Annotated in this window: 19 protein-coding genes and 1 riboswitch; of the genes, 17 read left to right on the top strand and 2 right to left on the bottom strand. The window is 47.9% G+C overall.

Translation table 11 applies throughout. The features are described from left to right. Nucleotides 1-53 precede the first annotated feature (53 nt). The 3 genes from AYW79_RS04960 to AYW79_RS16055 are packed head-to-tail and all read left to right on the top strand — an operon-like array spanning nt 54 to nt 3,350. Nucleotides 54-1,490: an APC family permease gene (locus AYW79_RS04960; protein WP_067562448.1), complete on the top strand. Its 1,437-nt coding sequence runs from the start codon at nt 54-56 to the stop codon at nt 1,488-1,490. A gap of 25 nt (nt 1,491-1,515) precedes the next feature. Beyond that, on the top strand, nt 1,516-2,358 hold the full coding sequence (locus AYW79_RS04955; RefSeq protein ID WP_067562445.1) for a HEAT repeat domain-containing protein: 843 nt from the start codon (nt 1,516-1,518) through the stop codon (nt 2,356-2,358). Then, nucleotides 2,355-3,350, top strand: coding sequence for a GNAT family N-acetyltransferase (locus AYW79_RS16055; RefSeq protein ID WP_231877913.1), 996 nt, complete (start codon nt 2,355-2,357; stop codon nt 3,348-3,350). The genes AYW79_RS04955 and AYW79_RS16055 overlap by 4 nt, the downstream gene beginning before the upstream one ends. Here the strand turns inward: AYW79_RS16055 and AYW79_RS04945 are convergent, their stop codons facing one another. Continuing rightward, nucleotides 3,351-3,875 carry a methylated-DNA--[protein]-cysteine S-methyltransferase gene (locus tag AYW79_RS04945; RefSeq protein WP_067953396.1) on the bottom strand — a complete coding sequence of 175 codons (525 nt, stop codon included), beginning with the start codon at nt 3,873-3,875 and terminating at the stop codon, nt 3,351-3,353. Between the two features lie 196 nt (nt 3,876-4,071). Between AYW79_RS04945 and AYW79_RS04940 the strand changes: the two genes are divergently transcribed. Both AYW79_RS04940 and AYW79_RS04935 read left to right on the top strand, forming a co-directional pair. Then, nucleotides 4,072-4,977: a DNA-3-methyladenine glycosylase family protein gene (locus AYW79_RS04940; RefSeq protein WP_067562438.1), complete on the top strand. Its 906-nt coding sequence runs from the start codon at nt 4,072-4,074 to the stop codon at nt 4,975-4,977. Nucleotides 4,978-5,012: 35 nt separating this feature from the next. Then, nucleotides 5,013-5,210 carry a hypothetical protein gene (locus tag AYW79_RS04935; protein ID WP_067562435.1) on the top strand — a complete coding sequence of 66 codons (198 nt, stop codon included), beginning with the start codon at nt 5,013-5,015 and terminating at the stop codon, nt 5,208-5,210. Nucleotides 5,211-5,219: 9 nt separating this feature from the next. Here the strand turns inward: AYW79_RS04935 and AYW79_RS04930 are convergent, their stop codons facing one another. Next, a complete protein-coding gene (locus AYW79_RS04930) occupies nt 5,220-7,253 on the bottom strand; it encodes a beta-N-acetylhexosaminidase family protein (protein ID WP_197461041.1) in 2,034 nt (677 codons plus the stop codon). A 130-nt stretch (nt 7,254-7,383) separates the two neighbouring features. On the opposite strand from AYW79_RS04930, the gene AYW79_RS04925 reads away from it, so the two are divergent. The 12 genes from AYW79_RS04925 (at nt 7,384) to AYW79_RS04870 (ending at nt 18,567) form a co-directional block, all read left to right on the top strand. Then, the gene (locus AYW79_RS04925) at nt 7,384-8,070 is read left to right on the top strand and encodes a class I SAM-dependent methyltransferase (RefSeq protein ID WP_067562428.1); all 687 of its coding nucleotides are present in this window, start codon (nt 7,384-7,386) and stop codon (nt 8,068-8,070) included. A gap of 249 nt (nt 8,071-8,319) precedes the next feature. Further along, nucleotides 8,320-8,874: a sigma-70 family RNA polymerase sigma factor gene (locus AYW79_RS04920; protein ID WP_067562425.1), complete on the top strand. Its 555-nt coding sequence runs from the start codon at nt 8,320-8,322 to the stop codon at nt 8,872-8,874. Next, on the top strand, nt 8,822-9,205 hold the full coding sequence (locus AYW79_RS04915) for a hypothetical protein (protein ID WP_067562421.1): 384 nt from the start codon (nt 8,822-8,824) through the stop codon (nt 9,203-9,205). The genes AYW79_RS04920 and AYW79_RS04915 overlap by 53 nt, the downstream gene beginning before the upstream one ends. 106 nt (nt 9,206-9,311) lie before the next feature. Continuing rightward, nucleotides 9,312-10,571: a protein translocase subunit SecD gene (gene secD, locus AYW79_RS04910; RefSeq protein WP_067562418.1), complete on the top strand. Its 1,260-nt coding sequence runs from the start codon at nt 9,312-9,314 to the stop codon at nt 10,569-10,571. Continuing rightward, nucleotides 10,568-11,485, top strand: a complete 918-nt coding sequence (secF, locus tag AYW79_RS04905; protein WP_067562414.1) for a protein translocase subunit SecF — start codon at nt 10,568-10,570, stop codon at nt 11,483-11,485. The genes secD and secF overlap by 4 nt, the downstream gene beginning before the upstream one ends. 68 nt (nt 11,486-11,553) lie before the next feature. Next, the gene (locus tag AYW79_RS04900) at nt 11,554-12,336 is read left to right on the top strand and encodes a class I SAM-dependent methyltransferase (RefSeq protein ID WP_067562412.1); all 783 of its coding nucleotides are present in this window, start codon (nt 11,554-11,556) and stop codon (nt 12,334-12,336) included. Nucleotides 12,337-12,813: 477 nt separating this feature from the next. Then, complete coding sequence (locus AYW79_RS04895; RefSeq protein ID WP_067562554.1) at nt 12,814-13,302, top strand: arsinothricin resistance N-acetyltransferase ArsN1 family A; 489 nt, start codon at nt 12,814-12,816, stop codon at nt 13,300-13,302. Nucleotides 13,303-13,437: 135 nt separating this feature from the next. Then, nucleotides 13,438-13,632: riboswitch (cobalamin riboswitch) on the top strand. A 194-nt stretch (nt 13,633-13,826) separates the two neighbouring features. Beyond that, entirely contained in the window at nt 13,827-14,708 is an 882-nt protein-coding gene (locus AYW79_RS04890) for a sirohydrochlorin chelatase (protein WP_067562409.1), read from the top strand. Between the two features lie 14 nt (nt 14,709-14,722). Beyond that, complete coding sequence (gene cobA / locus AYW79_RS04885; protein ID WP_067562406.1) at nt 14,723-15,481, top strand: uroporphyrinogen-III C-methyltransferase; 759 nt, start codon at nt 14,723-14,725, stop codon at nt 15,479-15,481. Nucleotides 15,482-15,497: 16 nt separating this feature from the next. Beyond that, nucleotides 15,498-17,102 carry a precorrin-3B C(17)-methyltransferase gene (cobJ, locus tag AYW79_RS04880; protein WP_067562403.1) on the top strand — a complete coding sequence of 535 codons (1,605 nt, stop codon included), beginning with the start codon at nt 15,498-15,500 and terminating at the stop codon, nt 17,100-17,102. Between the two features lie 18 nt (nt 17,103-17,120). Further along, nucleotides 17,121-17,927, top strand: coding sequence for a precorrin-6A reductase (gene cobK, locus AYW79_RS04875; RefSeq protein ID WP_067562399.1), 807 nt, complete (start codon nt 17,121-17,123; stop codon nt 17,925-17,927). Beyond that, the gene (locus AYW79_RS04870) at nt 17,914-18,567 is read left to right on the top strand and encodes a precorrin-8X methylmutase (protein ID WP_067562396.1); all 654 of its coding nucleotides are present in this window, start codon (nt 17,914-17,916) and stop codon (nt 18,565-18,567) included. Before cobK ends, AYW79_RS04870 begins: the two co-directional genes overlap by 14 nt. Nucleotides 18,568-18,570 lie beyond the last annotated feature (3 nt).

Below are 18,570 nucleotides of genomic sequence, written 5' to 3'. Positions count from 1 at the left end.
GATGGACATTGTGATTTCACATCAGAGGGTCATGATTTGAAAGGATGAGAGCATTGTCAACGAATCAAGCATTAGAGGCGACGCCAAATCGATTAAAAGACGGGAGTGTGAGTTTTTGGGGAGCTTTAGCCATCTCGTTTGGCAATATGGCTCCCGCAGCCAGTGTGCTTTTTCTTCCACAGGCTATGGCACAGTATACTGGTACAGCCGTACCACTGGCCTTTGTTTTTGCCATGATTGCTTCCTTTTTTACTGCCGTCTCGATTTTGCATTTTACGCGGAGGTACGCTTCTGCGGGCGCGGCGTATACCTTTAACAGCATGGCTTTTCATAAGGTGTTTGGCTTTTTGTCAGGTTGGATGCTATCCCTTGCGTATGGATTGGCACTGCCATCGAATCTCTTAGTGTTTGGTTATTTTGCGCAAGGTTTTATTGCACAAGCATTTGGCATCAATGTGGACTGGATGATCTTTTCGTTCTTCGCTTTAATTGCCGTCACGGTTTTAGTCATCCGGGGGATTCGCGCGTCGGCACGCACGGATCTCGTTTTGATCATTCTGGAAACGAGTGTTATTGTTTTATTGTCTATCATTATCATTGCAAAAGGGGGTGCTGCAGGAAATACTCTCGCCGTTTTTCTCCCTGGCGAGTCTCCCCAATCTTTTATCGGCATCATTTTTGGCATGCTTTATGGCGTTGGCGCATTCGCTGGATTTGAGGCGTCAGCCACCGTCTCTGAAGAAACTAAAGACCGTTTTCGTACGATTCCTGCGGTTATTTTTACAACGCTGGTATTGGGAGGCATTCTCTATGTGCTCGTCTCTTATGCCATTTCCATTGGGTATGGATTGAATCACGGAAAAGAGTTAGCTTCTGCGACGCTGCCCATGAGTACGCTAGCCACTCGCTTCGTAGGGAAGTGGATGGCACTTTTAGTCGATTTTGCAGGAATGACTTCAGCGCTCGGTGTGTCCTTGGCGAGTGCCAATGCGAGTGTGCGAGTGATCTATTCCATGGGGAGAGATGGGGTTCTTCCCTCGTGGTTTTCCGCAGTTCATCATAAATATTTTACACCGCATCACGCAGCGATCGTACTCTCTGTGTTGTCTGCGCTGTTACTCCTTTGTTTGGGACTCGTCGCGTCCCCCTACCCGATGGGGTTTAGTTATCTTGTTGCAGCGGCTGATGTTCTGGGATTGACGCTCTATGTTTCTGTCAATTTGGCGTGGATGCGCATGTGGTGGAAAGATGAGCAACACTACAAAATGAGTTGGTTGATCGGAATAATTCCCTCTCTCTTAGGGGTTATTGTGATGGGGATTCCGCTGCTTACGACGATTTACCCGATTCCGGCGTGGCCGCTAAACCTCGTGCTTTATCTCACGTTTATCTATATCGCGATAGGGATCGTATTGGGTTTTGTTACAAAGAAAAGGGATTCAAATCGTTTAGAACACGTTGATCAAGCTCTGTCTGTAAAAGAGATGTAGAGGGTTGTACCAGGGGGGATCGCCATTGTGTGGCGCGGATGATTGGTGCGCAAAGTTTGAAGAAGCAGTTGTTCAGGAATCGATCTTCGACATGATTGAATCTCTTCAAACACAAGCCACGACACACGCTGGCACGGCGAATGCCGCCGCGAAAAGAATGGCGATTAAAGAGATCGAGCGACATTTTTCACTCGATGCAGAGGGACGTTTTCGTGTTGGACTTGCTCTGTGCCGGAGTGGAAACCATACGGCAGAGGAAGTAGGAGCCTACGTGCTTTCTTCTTGCTATGCGGAGCATCAGGAGGAAGTCGCTAATGTCTTACATAAATTGGCGGATCACACCAATTGGGAAGTTCGCGAGTGGGTAGCAGACGCTTGTGGACGCATTCTGGCAGCTCATTTCGATCGATTCTACCCAACGATGCAAATGTGGACAGCTGACCCTTCGGACAAGGTTCGAAGGGCTGTCGCATTGGCCGCGATGTATGCAGGCCATCGTCGAATCGCTGACCATGCGCCAAAGATACTCGATCTCATCGAGGCGCTTCTGCCTGATCGCGCGGTGTATGTCAGGGAGAATCTTGGTCCCTTCGCGCTAGGCAGTGGACTCATCCGTGACTACCCGATACAAGTTCTTGATCGATTGGATCACTGGATTGAAATAGACGATGAACAGGTGCGCTGGAATCTTGCCATGATTTTTTCCGCGGCGAACGGGGCGAAGTACGCGGTGGCTGCCAAGCATGTTCTTGCGTTGCTTGAGGCCGATTCGCGACCCTATGTTCAAAAGGCTGTAACCAAAGCCATAAAAAATCTCAGGAAGAGATGCAAAGAGTATTTCATCGCTCAAAAGGAGGCCGATTTTTGAACTTCACAACGGATGAAATAAACCGAGAACGCGCGATCGAAATTGCAAACTGGTCGTACGGCTCACCTTATGATTTCTATAACATCGGCGTTTCTGAGGAAGCAATCGCAGAATTAATGAATGGATCCTATCGTGCTGTTTATTCTGAGGATTGGCAGATGATTGGTTTTTATTGCACCGGAGATTCAGCACAGGTGTCAACAGGAAACGCGTTGTTCGCCTATGATCATGGTGGGGATGAGGTCATTGATTTTGGACTTGGCATGCGTCCTGACTGGACGGGAAAGGGGCGGGGTTCTTCTTTCTTGGCGTTTGTGTTGGCGGTAATCGTCGCAAATCATCCGGGTCACGCGCTGCGCCTGACCGTTGCTGTGTTCAATCAACGTGCGATCAGATTGTACCAGAAGTTCGGTTTTCGGACGGTGATTCAGTTTGATCGGAAGGGAACTCTTTTTCAGACGATGAAAATGCGTGATGGAGATTTTGAGAAAATACGAGCGGAACTTCAAATACAACACCCGCAAACCGAAAGGGATCGAATGAAGTTAAGGGAGCTATGGGAAGCGGAGTGGGGTGGCGATCGAATGGTTAGTCGCGGACATGTCTATCGACTTCCCGACCTAATCCAACGGATCGCCAAGGTCGAGGATGCACTGGTAGGTGCTACAACGTATCGACTGGATGACAACGGCGGCTGTGAACTGATGAGTCTAAATGCGTTGAGGCAAGGGATAGGAATCGGCACGGCGCTGCTGCACAGCGTAGAAGATGAGGCAAAAAAAGCGGGGTGCCGCAGGGTGTGGCTCATTACAAGCAATGACAATCTGGAAGCGATCCGCTTTTACCAGCGGCGCGGTTATCGTATCACAGCCGTCTATCCAGGCGCGATTGATCAGGCGCGGAGCATAAAACCTGCGATTCCGCACATTGGAGATCATGGCATTGAGATTCACGATGAAATTGAATTGGCAAAGTCTCTCACAGAGGTGTGATCAAGCCTTTTGTGCATAACCTTCAAAGTTGAGCAGTTTTGTCTTGATATCTAATCCGCCGCTGTAACCTGTGAGCGTTCCGTTTTTGCCGATGACCCGGTGGCAGGGGATGATAATCGGGATAGGGTTTGCCCCATTTGCACCTCCAACAGCTCTTACTGCACGTGGCCGACCGATGTTTGTCGCAATTTCAGAATAGCTTCGCGTCTGACCAAACGGGATGTGCAGAAGTTCGCGCCATACTTGGACTTGAAACGGTGTCCCGCGCAAGTCAAGTGGAGAGAAAAACGCAGTGCGCTGACCCATGAAATACTCCCTAATCTCTTTTGCGTATGGCTGTAACTTGGTTTCGCTATGAATCAGACGCGCGTCAGGAATTGATTTTTTTATCCATCCTTCCAGCGAATCGAAGGGTTCCTTAGGAAGAAGAATGTTACAGAGCCCGACGTCTGTTGCAGCAAGGCGCAACTCCCAGTCTTCGTGCTTTAAGGTTGCAAAATAGACGGTGGATGATGGTTGTAGCATAGCGATTACTCCTCTCATGCATCGATTCAGGCTTTTATCCTAGCAACACTACTATACATGTGATGATCTCAAAACGTAAGCTTATGGAATAAGTCAGCAAGATATCGAATGCTGAAAAAGGGTATTCTTTTCATACGCAGCAAACCTTATTTTACAATTTTCAAGCGATATCTCTGAAAGAAAGGAATCGAACATAATGGATATTTTAACGCCGATTGAACCGTTTGATTTTTCAAAGATGCTAGAGCGACCGCTGTCTCGGCCCTCGAAGGTGACAGTTATTGATGCTGAGACATCTTCTTTTACTAGGGCCATGCGATTGAATGCGAGGGTCATTCCTATTACCATAACGGGTAAGGGTACGGTAGAGCGACCGCTTCTCCAGCTTGTTTATCCGCAAGTGCATGATCACGAGCGAACAGAGATTCATCAGAAAATTAAACATATGTTCTCAACACATGTGAATGTGGTTGATTTTTATGCGTTGGTCACGCCGGATGTCGCGTGGCGCCCTCTCTTGAAACCATTGTACGGGCTGCGTCCGATCCAAGATGCGGATCTGTTTGAATCAATGGTCAAGATTATCATTGGCCAACAATTGAATGTGCAGTTTGCCGCCACCTTGGTCGAACGTTTGGTAGACTTAGGGGAAGAGCGCGTTACGTGGGGTGGCAGATTCTTGCCTGTATTTCCATCTCCAGAACAGGTTGCGAGTTGGTCGTACGATCAACTTCGAGAACGCTCGTTCAGTCAGCGCAAGGCGGAGTATGTGATCGATTTTGCGCGGTCAGTGGTGGATGGAAAGGTGGATCTTGAGTCGTTTCGTCAAATGCCAGATGAGCAAGTGTACGAACAATTGATTCCGCTTCGAGGCATTGGCCGCTGGACCGTAGAATGTTTCCTGCTATTTGGGATAGGGAGACAAGACATTATTCCGGCCGCGGACATTGGTGTGCAAAACGCGCTGCAAAAACTGACGGGGATGGAGTACCGCCCAAGGGAGGAAGAAGTACGACATATCACTGCGAAGTGGGCGCCTTTTCGAAGCTTTGTGACCTATTACTTATGGCAGAGTTTGATTCAAGAGAAACAAAACGCATGATGATCGCATAGAGTGATGTTGAAGGAGGCGTAAGGATGATCACCATCACGCTGTGGTTTCTCATCGTCCTGTTTCTTGTGCCAGCCATTTTTCAGTGGTTATGGAACATGACATGTCCCCAAATTTTTCGCGTATCTTCCATTCGTTATTGGCAGGCATTTCGCTTATTGATCCTCGCGGCACTGTTGTTTGGCGGTTTCCACTTTGGGTTTCGAAATCCTTTCATTCCTTAGCGTCAACCATCATCGCGCTGCTCGCACACTGGCTTGCAATAGTGTAAGAAACCAACGATTCAGGTGTCGCATATGCGACTCTTGTCCCATCCACCGATCATTTTCTGCGCAGGCCTCTCTCATAAAATTGCGCAACTCAGGCATTGGGACGACCACAGGCTTTATGTTGTCTACTTTTTGATGTTGGATGATGTTCCGTAATTTTTCGACTTTGCGCAGATCGCCGTCACGTTGAGCTAAAAGCATTTCTAAAGCAACCTGGGAGAGGAACGCATTCTTTGACATCACGCGAAACCAGGGAAGCATCTCTTGGATAAAGTCAGGGTTATTCATGTGTAGCGCCAGATCCTTTGGGACGTTTTGCAGCGATTGTAATTCACCCCTTACATCGTCTGCTACAAGGTCAAGTTTGCTGTGTTTTCCCGCTCGATAGGCGGAAAGGAATTCAGAAAGTTTATGATCGAGCCTTGAAGGGGCGTCTATACGTGCGATGGGGGATGATCGATTGGCCCAGGCAAATAACCGAAGAGAGGTGTAGGCGCGTCCACCAATGTCACGCAGTGCATTCTCCCAGGCCTGCTTTGCGTTGTAACCGAGTGGATTCCATGTATAATCTGCAATGGTGTGTAACGCAATCTTCGACGCTTCAGCTTCAATCATTGGATTGGAGATCATTCCTACTAATCCTTGATCGCCAAGGTTACCTGCTCTACCTTCTAAGGGTCCAAGAAACAACCGTGAAGGTAGATAGTCGTTGACGGGGTAATTATCCCAGAGTAGGAGGGGGTGACGGAAGATTTTTTTGGCAAGCGTCAGATCCTTAACGCTGACACTTTTTGCAATAACCCCATCCCCAGTCCAGCAGATGCTCACGTGTTTGTTAACTTCTCTTGCGAACTGATCTCGATATGGAGTGTGTCCCGATTGATAATAGTCGGTTGGAACCGTGATAAGTTCCGCCCCAGGATGTGTTTGAATAAATCGTGTATAAAATTGATTCAAAAAATCCGCCTGTGCTCTGGCCAAAGCGCCAGAATCATTCCCAAAGCGCGCGCGATCCACTGGATGCGTGAGATGGTGTCCGATGTCATCGAAAAAGATCGCAAAATCTCTGACTCCTTCATCCCACATCGCTTGATTCTTTTGGATCATCGCCAAAAGATCTGTCTCACTCGTATACGACACGCTGTTCCCGGGGGAGAGAGCGAATACAAATCGCATATGATGTTGTCTGGTGAATGAAATGAGCTGTCCAAGCTCTTTTTGTGTTGCAGGTGAATAGGGAATGCGCCATAAATTTCTGTGAAATGGATCATCCTTCGGGGCATACACATAGGTGTTCATCTTTTGGTGTGAGCAGAATTCAATCAAGTGCATCCTCTTGGCTTGACTCCAAGGTTTCCCATAAAACCCTTCAATGATCCCGCGATACGAAAGTGTGGGCCAGTCCCACAAAAGTGCAGCGGGTATTCGCGTTCGCCGCCGCTCATTGCCGAGGATCTGCGACAAGGTTTGTTCCCCATAGTAGATCCCCGACGGATCGGCGCCGACGATCACGATTTGTTTATGACCATGCACATCGTATCCGATCATAAGAATATACCCCTCTCGCACCGGCACGGCGTGAAAGGACACCCCCATCTCTTTTGTCTCACGATTTACGAGAGAGAGATCTGATACGTGAAGTAGAACCGCCTTGATCTGATCTTTTGAATCGGCACGATCCTTTTTAATAGGGACGAAAGATGGATAGGGAGAGAGAATCTCGCGAAAAAGAGTGGCGTTCTCTGTTGAGACATTGCGCCCAATGACCACGCGAATAGGAATATCGATCGTGAAATCCTTTCCACTAAGATAAATCATCTGGGGTTTAGGGGAGAGGGTGGCAAGTGTAGATTTCTCGGCATGTGCATGTGCATGGCAAGGCGTGATGGAGAGAAATGCTATGGAGCAAATGGTTAAGCGAAGCACCTGTACCCGTATATTCAATCTGCGTGCATTCTTCACCACCAACACCCCGTTCTCTTGGTCAATATCGATCAAGCTGCCGCCCGCCATAGATTGTCCTTAATCAAACGCCCTATGTATAAAAAGGAATGAATTTGAACACGATTGCTTTTGACGCGGTCGTATAGACCTGTGAAAATCGTTTTGTGCATAGGGAGGTATTGGGATGCATTTTTTTACACCAGAGATGTTGATATCAGTTCGACGCGGCCGAAATCGGTGGCAGTTGATGAAGGATCGCATTGCATTTCCTGTTTTATGTCTAATGTCAGCCGAAAAATCGATACAGTTTGGTCTAACTCCGATCGATCAGGAGAGAATTCTGTTTGCACTGAGACATGTTGACGGCAGGGTACTGGATATTGGCTGCGGAGACAACGTCATTGTGCGCGCTCACGGCAACGGGGTGGGGGTGGATGTTTATCCGTGGGATCATGTAGATCGTGTCGTGGAAGACACCGCTCGATTGCCTTTTGGGGATGCAGAGTTTGACTGTGTAACGATTATCGCTGCGTTAAACCATATCCCGAATCGATTGGACGTATTGCGAGAAGCGAGACGAGTGCTCAAACCAAGTGGCAAGATTCTTCTTACGATGATCAATCCCCTGGTTTCGATCATCGTTCACAAAGTGCGGTATCGCTACGATCCAGATCAGTACGAACGCGGGATGAAACAAGGAGAAGTGTGGGGATTCTGGAAAAAGGAAGTATACGAAATGCTCAAGTCCTGCGGATACGAACATGTTGCATGCGAACCCTTTGCATACGGACTGAATCGGGGGTATGTGGCCTATAAACCGCAAGCAGAAGTAAGATTCGATACGTCCGCATTATCTTATAAGACTTCCTGAGTTGTGCTGAACCGAATTCATGTAAAGCATTCGGCATCTTGGCGAAATAATGTGCGTAATATGTGCGCCCCGACTCATTGTTGGGGTTTTTTATTATTCTATTTTTGAAACATGTGACCGTTCGCATGGATAACAAAGGCACTGATCTATGCTAAGTTAGGGCTAACAGAGGGGAAAAACAGTTTTGTGAATCGCAGTGTAACCTTTTCTGATTTGTGGTGTCTAAATTGTCATGAGGGGTGAAGCGGTTTGCCAAATGACGAGGAGACGATGGATGGCCTGTTGCGTGCATACGGGCGAGATATCTTGCATTTTATACGTTTCTACACGAAAAACAACAATGAGGCTGAAGATTTAACACAGGAAGTTTTTATTCGAGCCTACAAAAACATTGCTGCGTTTCGAAGTGATTGCGATGCAAAGACTTGGTTATTAAAAATCGCTGTGAATGTTTGCAGGAACTTCGCCCGGTGGCAACAGCGCCATCCTGCCTTTCCGGTTGATATTTTTCCGATTACGTTGATTTCGCCCTCGGCCGAATCAGAAGTGCTTAGACGCTCGGATGAAATGTCCATCGCATATCAAGTACAGGAGTTACCTGTGAAGTTAAAAGAGGTTGTACTGCTTCACTATTTTGAGGATAAATCAATCAATGAGATCGCTAAAATGCTCGGTATTTTGGAAGGCGCTGTGAAGGTGCGATTATTTCGGGCAAGAAAACTTCTTAAACAAAGAGAGGAAGGACTAGCTCATGAAGAACGTTCAGACCAAAGACAGCTTAAAAAACTTGCGCCACATCGCTGAACGTACGATTGCAAAGGATCTCGATGTATCTCAAGAGTTTAGAGACCAACTTTTGACGAAAGTCCATTCGATTTCAAATGAGAGTCATTCACGTCAAATCCATACGAAGTGGTGGTTAGTCGCAATCATCACTCTGACTGTTGTGTTCATGGGAGTATTAACCATAACTGGAGTTCTTCGATTAAAACAGGGGACACCTAAAATAGAGTCAACGGTAGTGACTGCCGCGTTAGCGTCTCTCCCTATGGCTGCGGCGACCCTTCTCCAAAAAACGCAGTATAAAGATGATAAGCATTTTAATTTAATCGCGGCATTTTCTGGTAAATCGTAGAATACTCTTCTCATCGAATCATGATTTGGCGAACTGAGCCTGTAAGATTTTTATCTGCGGGTCTGTTCACTATGCCCTTTAATGGATTGACGGGGAGCGATGAAGCGTGAAATTTGGCCGGTTGGGTGCTTTTCTCACGATAGCGATCATCATCCTCAGCCTCACGGCAGGCACAGTTTTGAGAGTCTGGAAGGCGATTCCGCTTGGACTAGACTTAAAAGGCGGCATTAGTTTGCTTTATGACATTCAACCTCCAAAGGGTAAAGTTCTCACGCAGGGAGACATTCAAGCGGCGGTTCAGGCGGTCGAGACACGAGTGAATTCTCTAGGCGTTTCATCTCCTATTATTAATGTGGAAAATGGAAATGAAATTAGCGTTCAACTCGCTGGCGTCTCAAACCAACAAAATGCCGAGAAAGTCATTGGTGAGACTGCTCAGTTGGCCATTTATCGTCAAGTGACCGTGGCAAAAGGCGGTCAGATTATACCGATCAAAACTTCTCTGCTTATAACAGGCAGTGACATCGCAAATCATGCATCGGTCGGACAGAATCAGCTTGGCCAAACGGTCGTTGATGTCACGTTTAAAAACAAGGAGAAATGGTCAAATATCACAAAAAGGTATTTAGGAAAGACAATCTATCTTTTTTTGAACGGAAGACTCATCAATTCTGCTCAGATCGATAGTGTCATCGAAGATGGTCAAACATCCATTGGGCCACTAAACAGTTTCCAGGAATCACAAACGCTTGCACGTCAATTGAATGCCGGAGCACTTCCGCTCCCACTCAAACTCGTTTCATCGACAAGTATCGGCCCGCAACTCGGCGCCATTTCACTGAAATCGACGATGGATGCGGGACTCATTTCTATTGGACTTATCTTCATTTTCATGATGGTTATTTATCGCGTAGCTGGGTTGATCGCGACGATTGCTCTTGTCGCGTACGCCTACTTGACACTCCTTGTCTTTGCAGTATTTCCGATTACTCTTACACTGCCAGGACTAGCGGCGCTTATCCTAGGCCTGGGGATCGCGGTGGATGCAAACATTATTGCGTATGAGCGTATCAAAGACGAAATTCAGAATGGACGTAGTTTAAAATCGGCGGTCCTCGCTGGATCAAAGCGGGCATTTCGTACGATTTTTGATTCAAATGCAGCCACCTTTATCGCAGCCATGGTGATGTTTTGGTTAGGGCAAGGGGAGATCCGTGGGTTCGCCGTGGCACTTATGGTCGGTATTCTTGTTTCTTTATTGACCGCGGTTCTCCTCTCGCGCACGATGCTGACGCTGTTTACGCGCGCCAATCTAGTGCGCAGTTCATTCTGGTATGGCGCTCGCAAAGGAGGATTGCCGAAATGAACCTACGGTTTGACATCCTTGGTCACCGTAAGTGGTTTTTCTCTCTATCTTGTGCAATCACGATCACTGGGCTCTTACTCTTCTTGTTGTTTGGATTCAATCTCGGGACTGACTTTAAGGCAGGTTCCCAGATACAATTAGATATTCATAGACCTTTTAGCACAGTGAAAGTCGAACAAGTCATCGGAAATTCGGGTGTGCCCGTTTCGAATGGAGCCGTTACGGTTGCGGGGATGAATGGCGAAATCGCCATGATTCGATTCCCTGAAGTTTTGTCACTGACTCAAGAGTCAGCGATTGCCCATGCAACAAGTGGTGCCTTTCCAAATTCATCTTTACAAGTGGATACAGTTGATCCACTTGTCGCCGAGCAGACCTCTCAAAAGGCCATTTTGGCAGTGCTTATTGCATCACTGTGCATTGCCGTCTTTATCACGTTTCGCTTTGAGTATCGCTTTTCTGTGGCGGCAATTATCGCGCTTTTGCACGATGCATTCATTGTGATGTCTGTCTTTGTGCTTTTGCGTTTAGAGGTCAATCTAACCTTTGTTGCTGCTGTACTCACCATTATCGGGTATTCTATTAATGACACGATTGTTATTTTTGATCGAATACGGGAGAATTTGAAACAGAATCCTCCCAAAACCCATCGCGAACTGCATACGCTTGTAAACGAGAGTCTTTGGCAGACGATGCGCCGCTCATTAAATACGGTTGCCACAGTACTGATCGCCGCGTTCATGCTTTTCTTCTTTGGAGGTCAATCCATTCACAGTTTCACGTTTGCCCTTTCTATCGGTCTCATCAGCGGCGCTTACAGTTCAATTTTCATCGCAGCACCACTGTGGGCGGTATGGTACGGGAGGACATTAAAAAAGGTTGCGGGTGCTGCTCACGCTATAAATCTCACATGATGCTTTTCTCATTTCTTATCAAACAGGCATGAGGGGGCACCAGAATTCGCACGTCAGGAGGAGTTTGAATGAGCTTTAATCCTTCCAGCAAACAGCGTGTTCAACAGCAATTCGGACAAAATGCCGAAAAATATGTGTCGAGTGAGGGACATGCGCAAGGCTCGGATCTCGCACTTGCCATTGAGTTGCTGCACCCCACATCTGCTGATATCATGCTCGACGTTGCAACGGGAGGCGGTCACGTAGCAAAAACATTGGCGCCTTTTGTTCAGAGCGTGACAGTTACTGATCTGACGTCGATGATGCTTGAGACCGCTCGAAATCACTTGACTGAAAGCGGTGTAAAGAACGCACAATACGTGCTTGCAGACGCGGAAGAACTGCCTTTTTTGAAGGATTCATTTGATATTGTTACCTGTCGCATTGCGGCACACCATTTTCCCAATCCAGCCGCGTTTATTCGTGAGGTTGCGCGCGTATTGCGTCCAAACGGACGATTTCTGTTGATTGACAATGTTGCGCCGGATGACCCTGCGTGTTCTGATTTTGTAAATCTTGTCGAGGCCATTCGCGATCCGAGTCATGTAAAGTGTCTGACTGTACTTCAATGGCAGAGCTTGTTGGAAAAACAAGGATTCATTCTTGCACAGAGTACGGCCCGAAAAAAGAAATTTCGCTTTCAATCGTGGCTGGATCGAATGGCTCCTACCGATGCGCACCGTCTGGCGGTATCGTCGATGCTTCTGAATGCGCCCCGAGATTTTAAGTCTTATTTCAACATTGTGATCGAAAATGGGGCTGTTTCAAGCTTTGAAACAGACGAATGGATTGCCCTTGCTGTGAAAGCGTAGATGCAGAAAAAAAGCGGGAAACCGTTGTGGTTTACCGCTTTTTTCTTCGAAATGAGGTGTTCATCTGCGCTCAAGAACTGTGAATCCACTGACACTGGTTGAATGCCTGTGACAAACGACAACAAAACCATGTCTTAACAGGCACTGCTTAGCATGCAAGAGGGTGTTTCCCAGGTGCAGTGAGCTTCTGCAAGGGAATGCGGTCCCTACAACACAAACCTTTTTTATCCGACGGTGGGATCTTGGTCTGAGAGGATTTTTTTCCCAGTAGATAAACACGACATCAGGCTGTTTCGGAATACTTACCACGGTTTTCACCCCCTTGGCAAGTCGAATTGAATCTTCACTTTCGCGATTAATCTATTCTGCTAGAAGTTTGCCTGCGTAGGATATAAGTCTACTTAAATAAAAAATAGGCGAAATGCAAAGAGGGATTCTCGGATAGTGAAATTCCTGCAAAAGGAGCCGGAACTTATCATGTTGATGTTGCGAGCGGCACAGCGAACCGATTTGGAAGACATATTGACGATTTACAATCAGGGGATTGAGGATCGCATTGCAACCCTTGAGGCAGACATGAAAGATAGCGTCTATATAGAAAATTGGTTTGCAAACCACGTCGATCGGTATGCAGTGATCGTCGCTGAAGAAGATGGAGTAACTCTCGGGTGGGCCTCTCTCAATCCGTACTCTCACCGTTGCGCCTATGCGGGGGTAGCCGATTTGTCTGTCTATATTCGCCGAACTGCGCGCGGGAAAGGCGTTGGTTCCGCTCTCCTATTGAAATTGCAGGAAGTGGCTCGCCAGCACGGCTTCCACAAGATCGTCTTGTTCACGTTCCCGTTTAATCAAGCTGGGCAGGGACTGTATCGAAAAATGAGGTATCGTGAGGTTGGCGTGTTTAAGAACCAAGGGATACTGGACGGCCAGTTTATTGACGTGATGGCGATGGAGGTATTGTTGTAAAAGTAAAATTACGTCGAAATTGACGTTTGCGAGAGTTGAAATTCCATCAATCACTTGATTTTCTAGTACGAGTTCGTCTACGATAAGAATAGATTAATTCTGTGAGACTACCGTTTATCAAAATTGAATAATGAGGAAAAGGTGTTTACCTCAGGTGACTCTAAAAGCGTAATTTCTTTTAGATGCCAGAGGTAAGCGTAAGAGGGAAACCGGTGCAAGTCCGGTGCGGTCCCGCCACTGTAAGGGTGAGCCTCGATTGATTGCCACTGAGCGTTTGCTTGGGAAGGAAATCGACGGCTGTGATCCCGAGCCAGGAGACCTGCCTTTTCTCTGAACACCCATGAAGGAAGTTCAAATGATGAAGATATCTTCATTTGAGCAGTCTTCGGCAACCTACGGTCGATAGGGAGGTGTTTGTGGGCGACTCTTGTCGTGTACAAGCACTCTTTTACTATAAAAGAGTGCTTTTATAATGGCTTACCCACAAACAATCCTCCTAGTATGGAAAACTTAGGGGGATAAAAATGAATGAAATAACACTGTTTGTTGGTCACGGAAGTCGGGACTCCGATGGTAATCAGGAGTTTCTGGAATTTGTAAATGAAATCCGTCGACGGGTTCCAACCCAACATTTTGAAGCTTGTTTCCTCGAATTGACGACGCCCACGATTCCAGATGGGTTGAACGCGTGCATACGACAGGATGCAGATCGCATTGTCGTCGTCCCCGTGATTCTTCTCGCAGCCTCGCATGTAAAATTCGAAATCCCTGAGTATCTTGATGCAGCCAGACGCAAATATCCGAATGTCGAGATTGTTTATGGGCGCAACATTGGCCTTCACGAACAAATGATTGATTTGTTGACCGACCGATTTTATGAGCAGGCAGCGATGTTTGCACAGGAAGAGATCCATCAAACCGCGATTGTACTCATGGGCCGTGGCAGCAGTGATCCAGACGCAAACGGAGATTTATACAAGATTGCCCGTCAAGTGTGGGAGCAAACAGGAGTGTTCACCGTCGAGGTATGTTTTACTGGCATCACATTTCCAAGGTTGCCAGACGGCATAAAACGTGCGCTTTCACTCGGCGCAAAGCGCGTGGTTGTTGTTCCTTATTTTTTGTTTACGGGCGTACTTATCAAACGCATGAGAGATGTTTTACAAGAGATGCAAGCTGCCGATCCGACGATTCCGCTGCATATGGCGGAGTATTTTGGCATGCACAGACGGTTGATAGAAATCGTTCTAGAGCGCCGCGAGGAGGCGGTGCGCGGTCAGTCTTTCATGAATTGCGACCTGTGCAAATATCGCAAATTGGCGGCACACGAACATCCCCACAATCACGATCATCATGACCATGCACATTCACATGTCTACCAAAGCGAAGCAGGTTCTCGCGGTTAACTGGAGGGGATGACGTGACAGGTATCGTGTATCTGATCGGCGCGGGTCCTGGTGATCCAGGGTTGTTGACGCTGAAGGCTAAGGATTATTTGGAGCAGTCGGATGTTGTCATTTACGACCGTCTGGTATCGGATGAAATTCTTGCGATGATTCCTCGCTATGCTGAACGAATCTTCGTCGGAAAAGAAGCAAACAACCATGCGTTGCCACAGGCAGAAATCGACGCATTGCTGGTGGAAAAGGCCGCACGCGGTCACACCGTCTCTCGATTAAAAGGTGGTGATCCATTTGTTTTTGGGCGAGGAGGCGAGGAGGCTGAGGCGCTCGCGTTAATGGGTATCCCGTTTGAGATCGTTCCTGGCATCAGTTCGGCGATCGCTGCGCCAGCCTATGCAGGGATTCCGCTCACGCATAGAACGCTTGCTTCGGGGGTTCACGTGGTTACTGGACATGAATGTCTTCATTCCTCAGGAACGCCTTGGGAGGTGCTTGCGCTTTCAAGTCAAACTTTGGTGATTCTCATGGGCATGGGGCACCTGAGAGAGATATCTGAGAAATTGATTGCAAACGGGCGCAATGCAGACACACCTGTTGCTGTCATCCAGTGGGGTACGACTTTGAGACAGGAAGTGGCTGTTGGCAAACTTGGTGAAATTGCGCGTGTTGTTGAAGAGGCTCGGTTGCAATCTCCCGCAGTGATTGTGGTAGGGAATGTCGTTCGACTTCGAAATGCCCTGTGCTGGTTCGAACCGGATAAGGTATTGGCGCGATGAAGAGAGGAAGGTATTCATGGGTGGGAAAATTTTAATCGTTGGTTTTGGGCCAGGAAGCTTCGAACATATCACGGTTCGCGCGCGTGAGGCCATTCAGGAGAGTCAGGTCATCATCGGTTACAACACATATGTCGATTTAATCAGAGATTTGTTGATCGATCAGGACATTGTTCGGACAGGCATGACGGAAGAAGTGAGTAGGGCGCAAAAGGCGGTTGATCTGGCACTCGAAGGTAGGGTGGTCGCTGTTATTTCAAGTGGCGACGCAGGGGTATACGGAATGGCCGGCTTGGTATACGAAGTATTAATTGAACGCGGGTGGCATACCGGGGATCAACCGCGGGTGGAAGTCATTCCGGGCATTTCTGCAATCCATTCATGTGCAGCGCTCTTAGGTGCTCCCATCATGCATGACGCTTGTACGATTAGTTTGTCGGATCATCTGACGCCATGGACAGTGATTGAAAAACGGATTGAAGCCGCAGCCTCGGCAGATTTTGTGATTGCGCTCTATAACCCGAAGAGTGGCCGGCGTACGCGACAAATTGCAGAGACACAGCGGATTCTTCTCAAGTATCGCGATGGAAAAACGCCTGTGGGACTCGTTAAGAGTGCGTACCGAGATCGACAGGTCGTGGTACGAACAACACTGGATGACATGTTAAATCACGACATTGGTATGTTGACGACGGTCATCATTGGGAACACATCAACGTTTTATCACGATGATTTGATGATCACCCCTCGTGGGTATCAGCGAAAATACACCCTTGGCCGTGTGGAGCAGCGACTGCGTCCTGGTGAGCGCCTCAAACCTGAAAATGAACCTTGGTCTCTCAATTCTTATGCGGAGATACAGAATCGATCTTCGCGTGAATGGGCTGCTGAAGCACTGGGTCGCTTGCGAAACTCAGATATGAAGATCATCGATAGGGCTGATGTATCAATCTCAACACAATCTTCTGCACATCAATCAACGATTTTGGAGATTGCCGTCAGTCCTGGTGTGGCGAACAAGAAGTTCAGCCCGTCACAGCTCCTCCTTCTCGCCACGCTGGCAGGAGACCAGGGTGAACTCGAATACACGCCCGCGCACCATTTGATTTTTCGAACAACAACGGATGACGCTGAGAAAATCGTCAAAGAGTTGCGTGAAGGTGGAATGCGCGTATTCCCCGTTGGTGATGTCATCAAGTTGAAGGCTTGCGATTTTTGTGATGGCGAGAAGTTTGAAGGCATCTCCTTTGCAGAGGAGATCGCTGAACGATTGGCGGGCCAGTCTGTCGAAAAGGAGTTGCGCATCGGTTTTAACGGATGTGCAATGGCGTGTTATGGCGCAGTGAATGAAGATATTGGGCTCGTGTTTCGCAAAGGCCGATTTGATCTGTTTCTTGGCGGCAAGACGACTGGGCGAAACGCGGGACCGGGTCAACGTGTCGCAGAAGGTATCCCCGCAGAGCAAATGCCGGATTTGCTTGAACGCATCATCGCCACGTATCAGTCACAAGCGTTTCCGGGTGAGAGGTTCCATAAATTTTTCATGAGGATGGGCCAAATTGAAGGATTTTCTTATCAGGACAAACCTCAAACCATTGCGGTGGACGCCGTATGCGGAACGTAGGAGCAAGGGGGTAAAACGGTGATTTTTTTTATGGCCGGGACGAGTGATGCGCGCGATCTGGCGCTTGCCATTCAAGATGCAGGATATCCTTTGCTGACGAGTGTTGTCACAGAGCACGCTGCCAATGCACTAAAAGCCGTTGAACTACAAGTTCGCGTTGGAAGATTAGACATTGCAGAAATGATGGCATTGTTGAAGGAGAAAGGCGCAACACTTCTTGTCGATGCGAGTCACCCCTTTGCGGAAGAGGCGCACCTCACTGCGATGGCGGCGGCGAATGCGTGCGGTGTGACGTATCTTCGCTATGAACGATCATCACAAACGTTTCGTGATCACGCGTCACTGCTGCATGTCGATACGTATGAAGAAGCGGCACAGCTTGCCGCTCAAAAAAAGGGCAATGTCATGTTAACAACAGGGAGTAAGACACTGCCTATTTTTACTGCAAAACTTGTTGGGGATCCTGAAGTGCGTCTTGTCGCAAGAATGTTGCCACGGGTAGACAACATGGAAAAATGCGTTCAACTCGGCGTTGGTCAGGAAAACATCATCGCCATGCAGGGCCCTTTTTCCAGAGATTTGAATGAGGCGCTTTATCGACACTATGGAACGACGTTGATGATTACAAAAGAAAGTGGCGGACCGGGAGCGGTGGATGAAAAAGTAGAAGCAGCACTTGCGATGGGGATCGAGGTGATCGTCATTGGTCGGCCCAAACTCGATTTTGCAGTGAGTTTTTCAACGGTAGACGCTTTATTGAGTGAAATTGCACGTCGAATTGGCTTGACACATTCAGAGGAGGATGAACGCAGTGAACGTTCGTGACGAATATAAACCGTTGACTGTACAGCCTCAGGAAATTGAGGCAAAAAGTTTTTCCATCATTACGGAAGAATTAGGCACACATACGTTCACGGCTGAACAATTTCCGATTATTCAGCGCGTGATTCACGCGTCGGCAGATTTTGAGCTAGGGCGCAGCCTGGTCTTTCATCCAGACGCAATCAATGCGGGCATCAAGGCCATTCGGGAAGGTCGAGCGATCGTCGCTGATGTGCAAATGGTGCAGTCTGGTATCAGCAAACCGCGAATTGCTCGCTTTGGAGGCGATGTTCACGTATACATCTCTGATCAGGATGTGGCAACAGAAGCGAAAGCCTTGAACACAACACGCGCAATCCTCTCTGTCCGCAAAGCGTGCGATATGCATGCGGGCGCCATTTTTGCAATCGGCAATGCGCCAACAGCTCTTCTAGAATTGATTCGGCTCATAAAAGAAGGGTTGACCAAGCCGAGTCTCATCGTCGGCGTTCCGGTTGGTTTTGTTTCGGCTGCGGAATCGAAGGAGGAGTTGCTAAAGCTTGATATCCCTTACATTACCAATCGAGGGCGAAAGGGTGGCAGTCCAGTCGCTGTGGCGGCTGTGAACGCATTGTCGCTGCTTGCCGATGCGCAAGGTCGGTGATGC

Source organism: Ferroacidibacillus organovorans (assembly GCF_001642725.1).
Taxonomy (GTDB): Bacteria; Bacillota; Bacilli; order Alicyclobacillales; family SLC66; genus Ferroacidibacillus; species Ferroacidibacillus organovorans.
The sequence above is the reverse complement of the archived record's forward strand: the minus strand, read 5'-3'. Positions and strand labels throughout refer to the sequence as shown.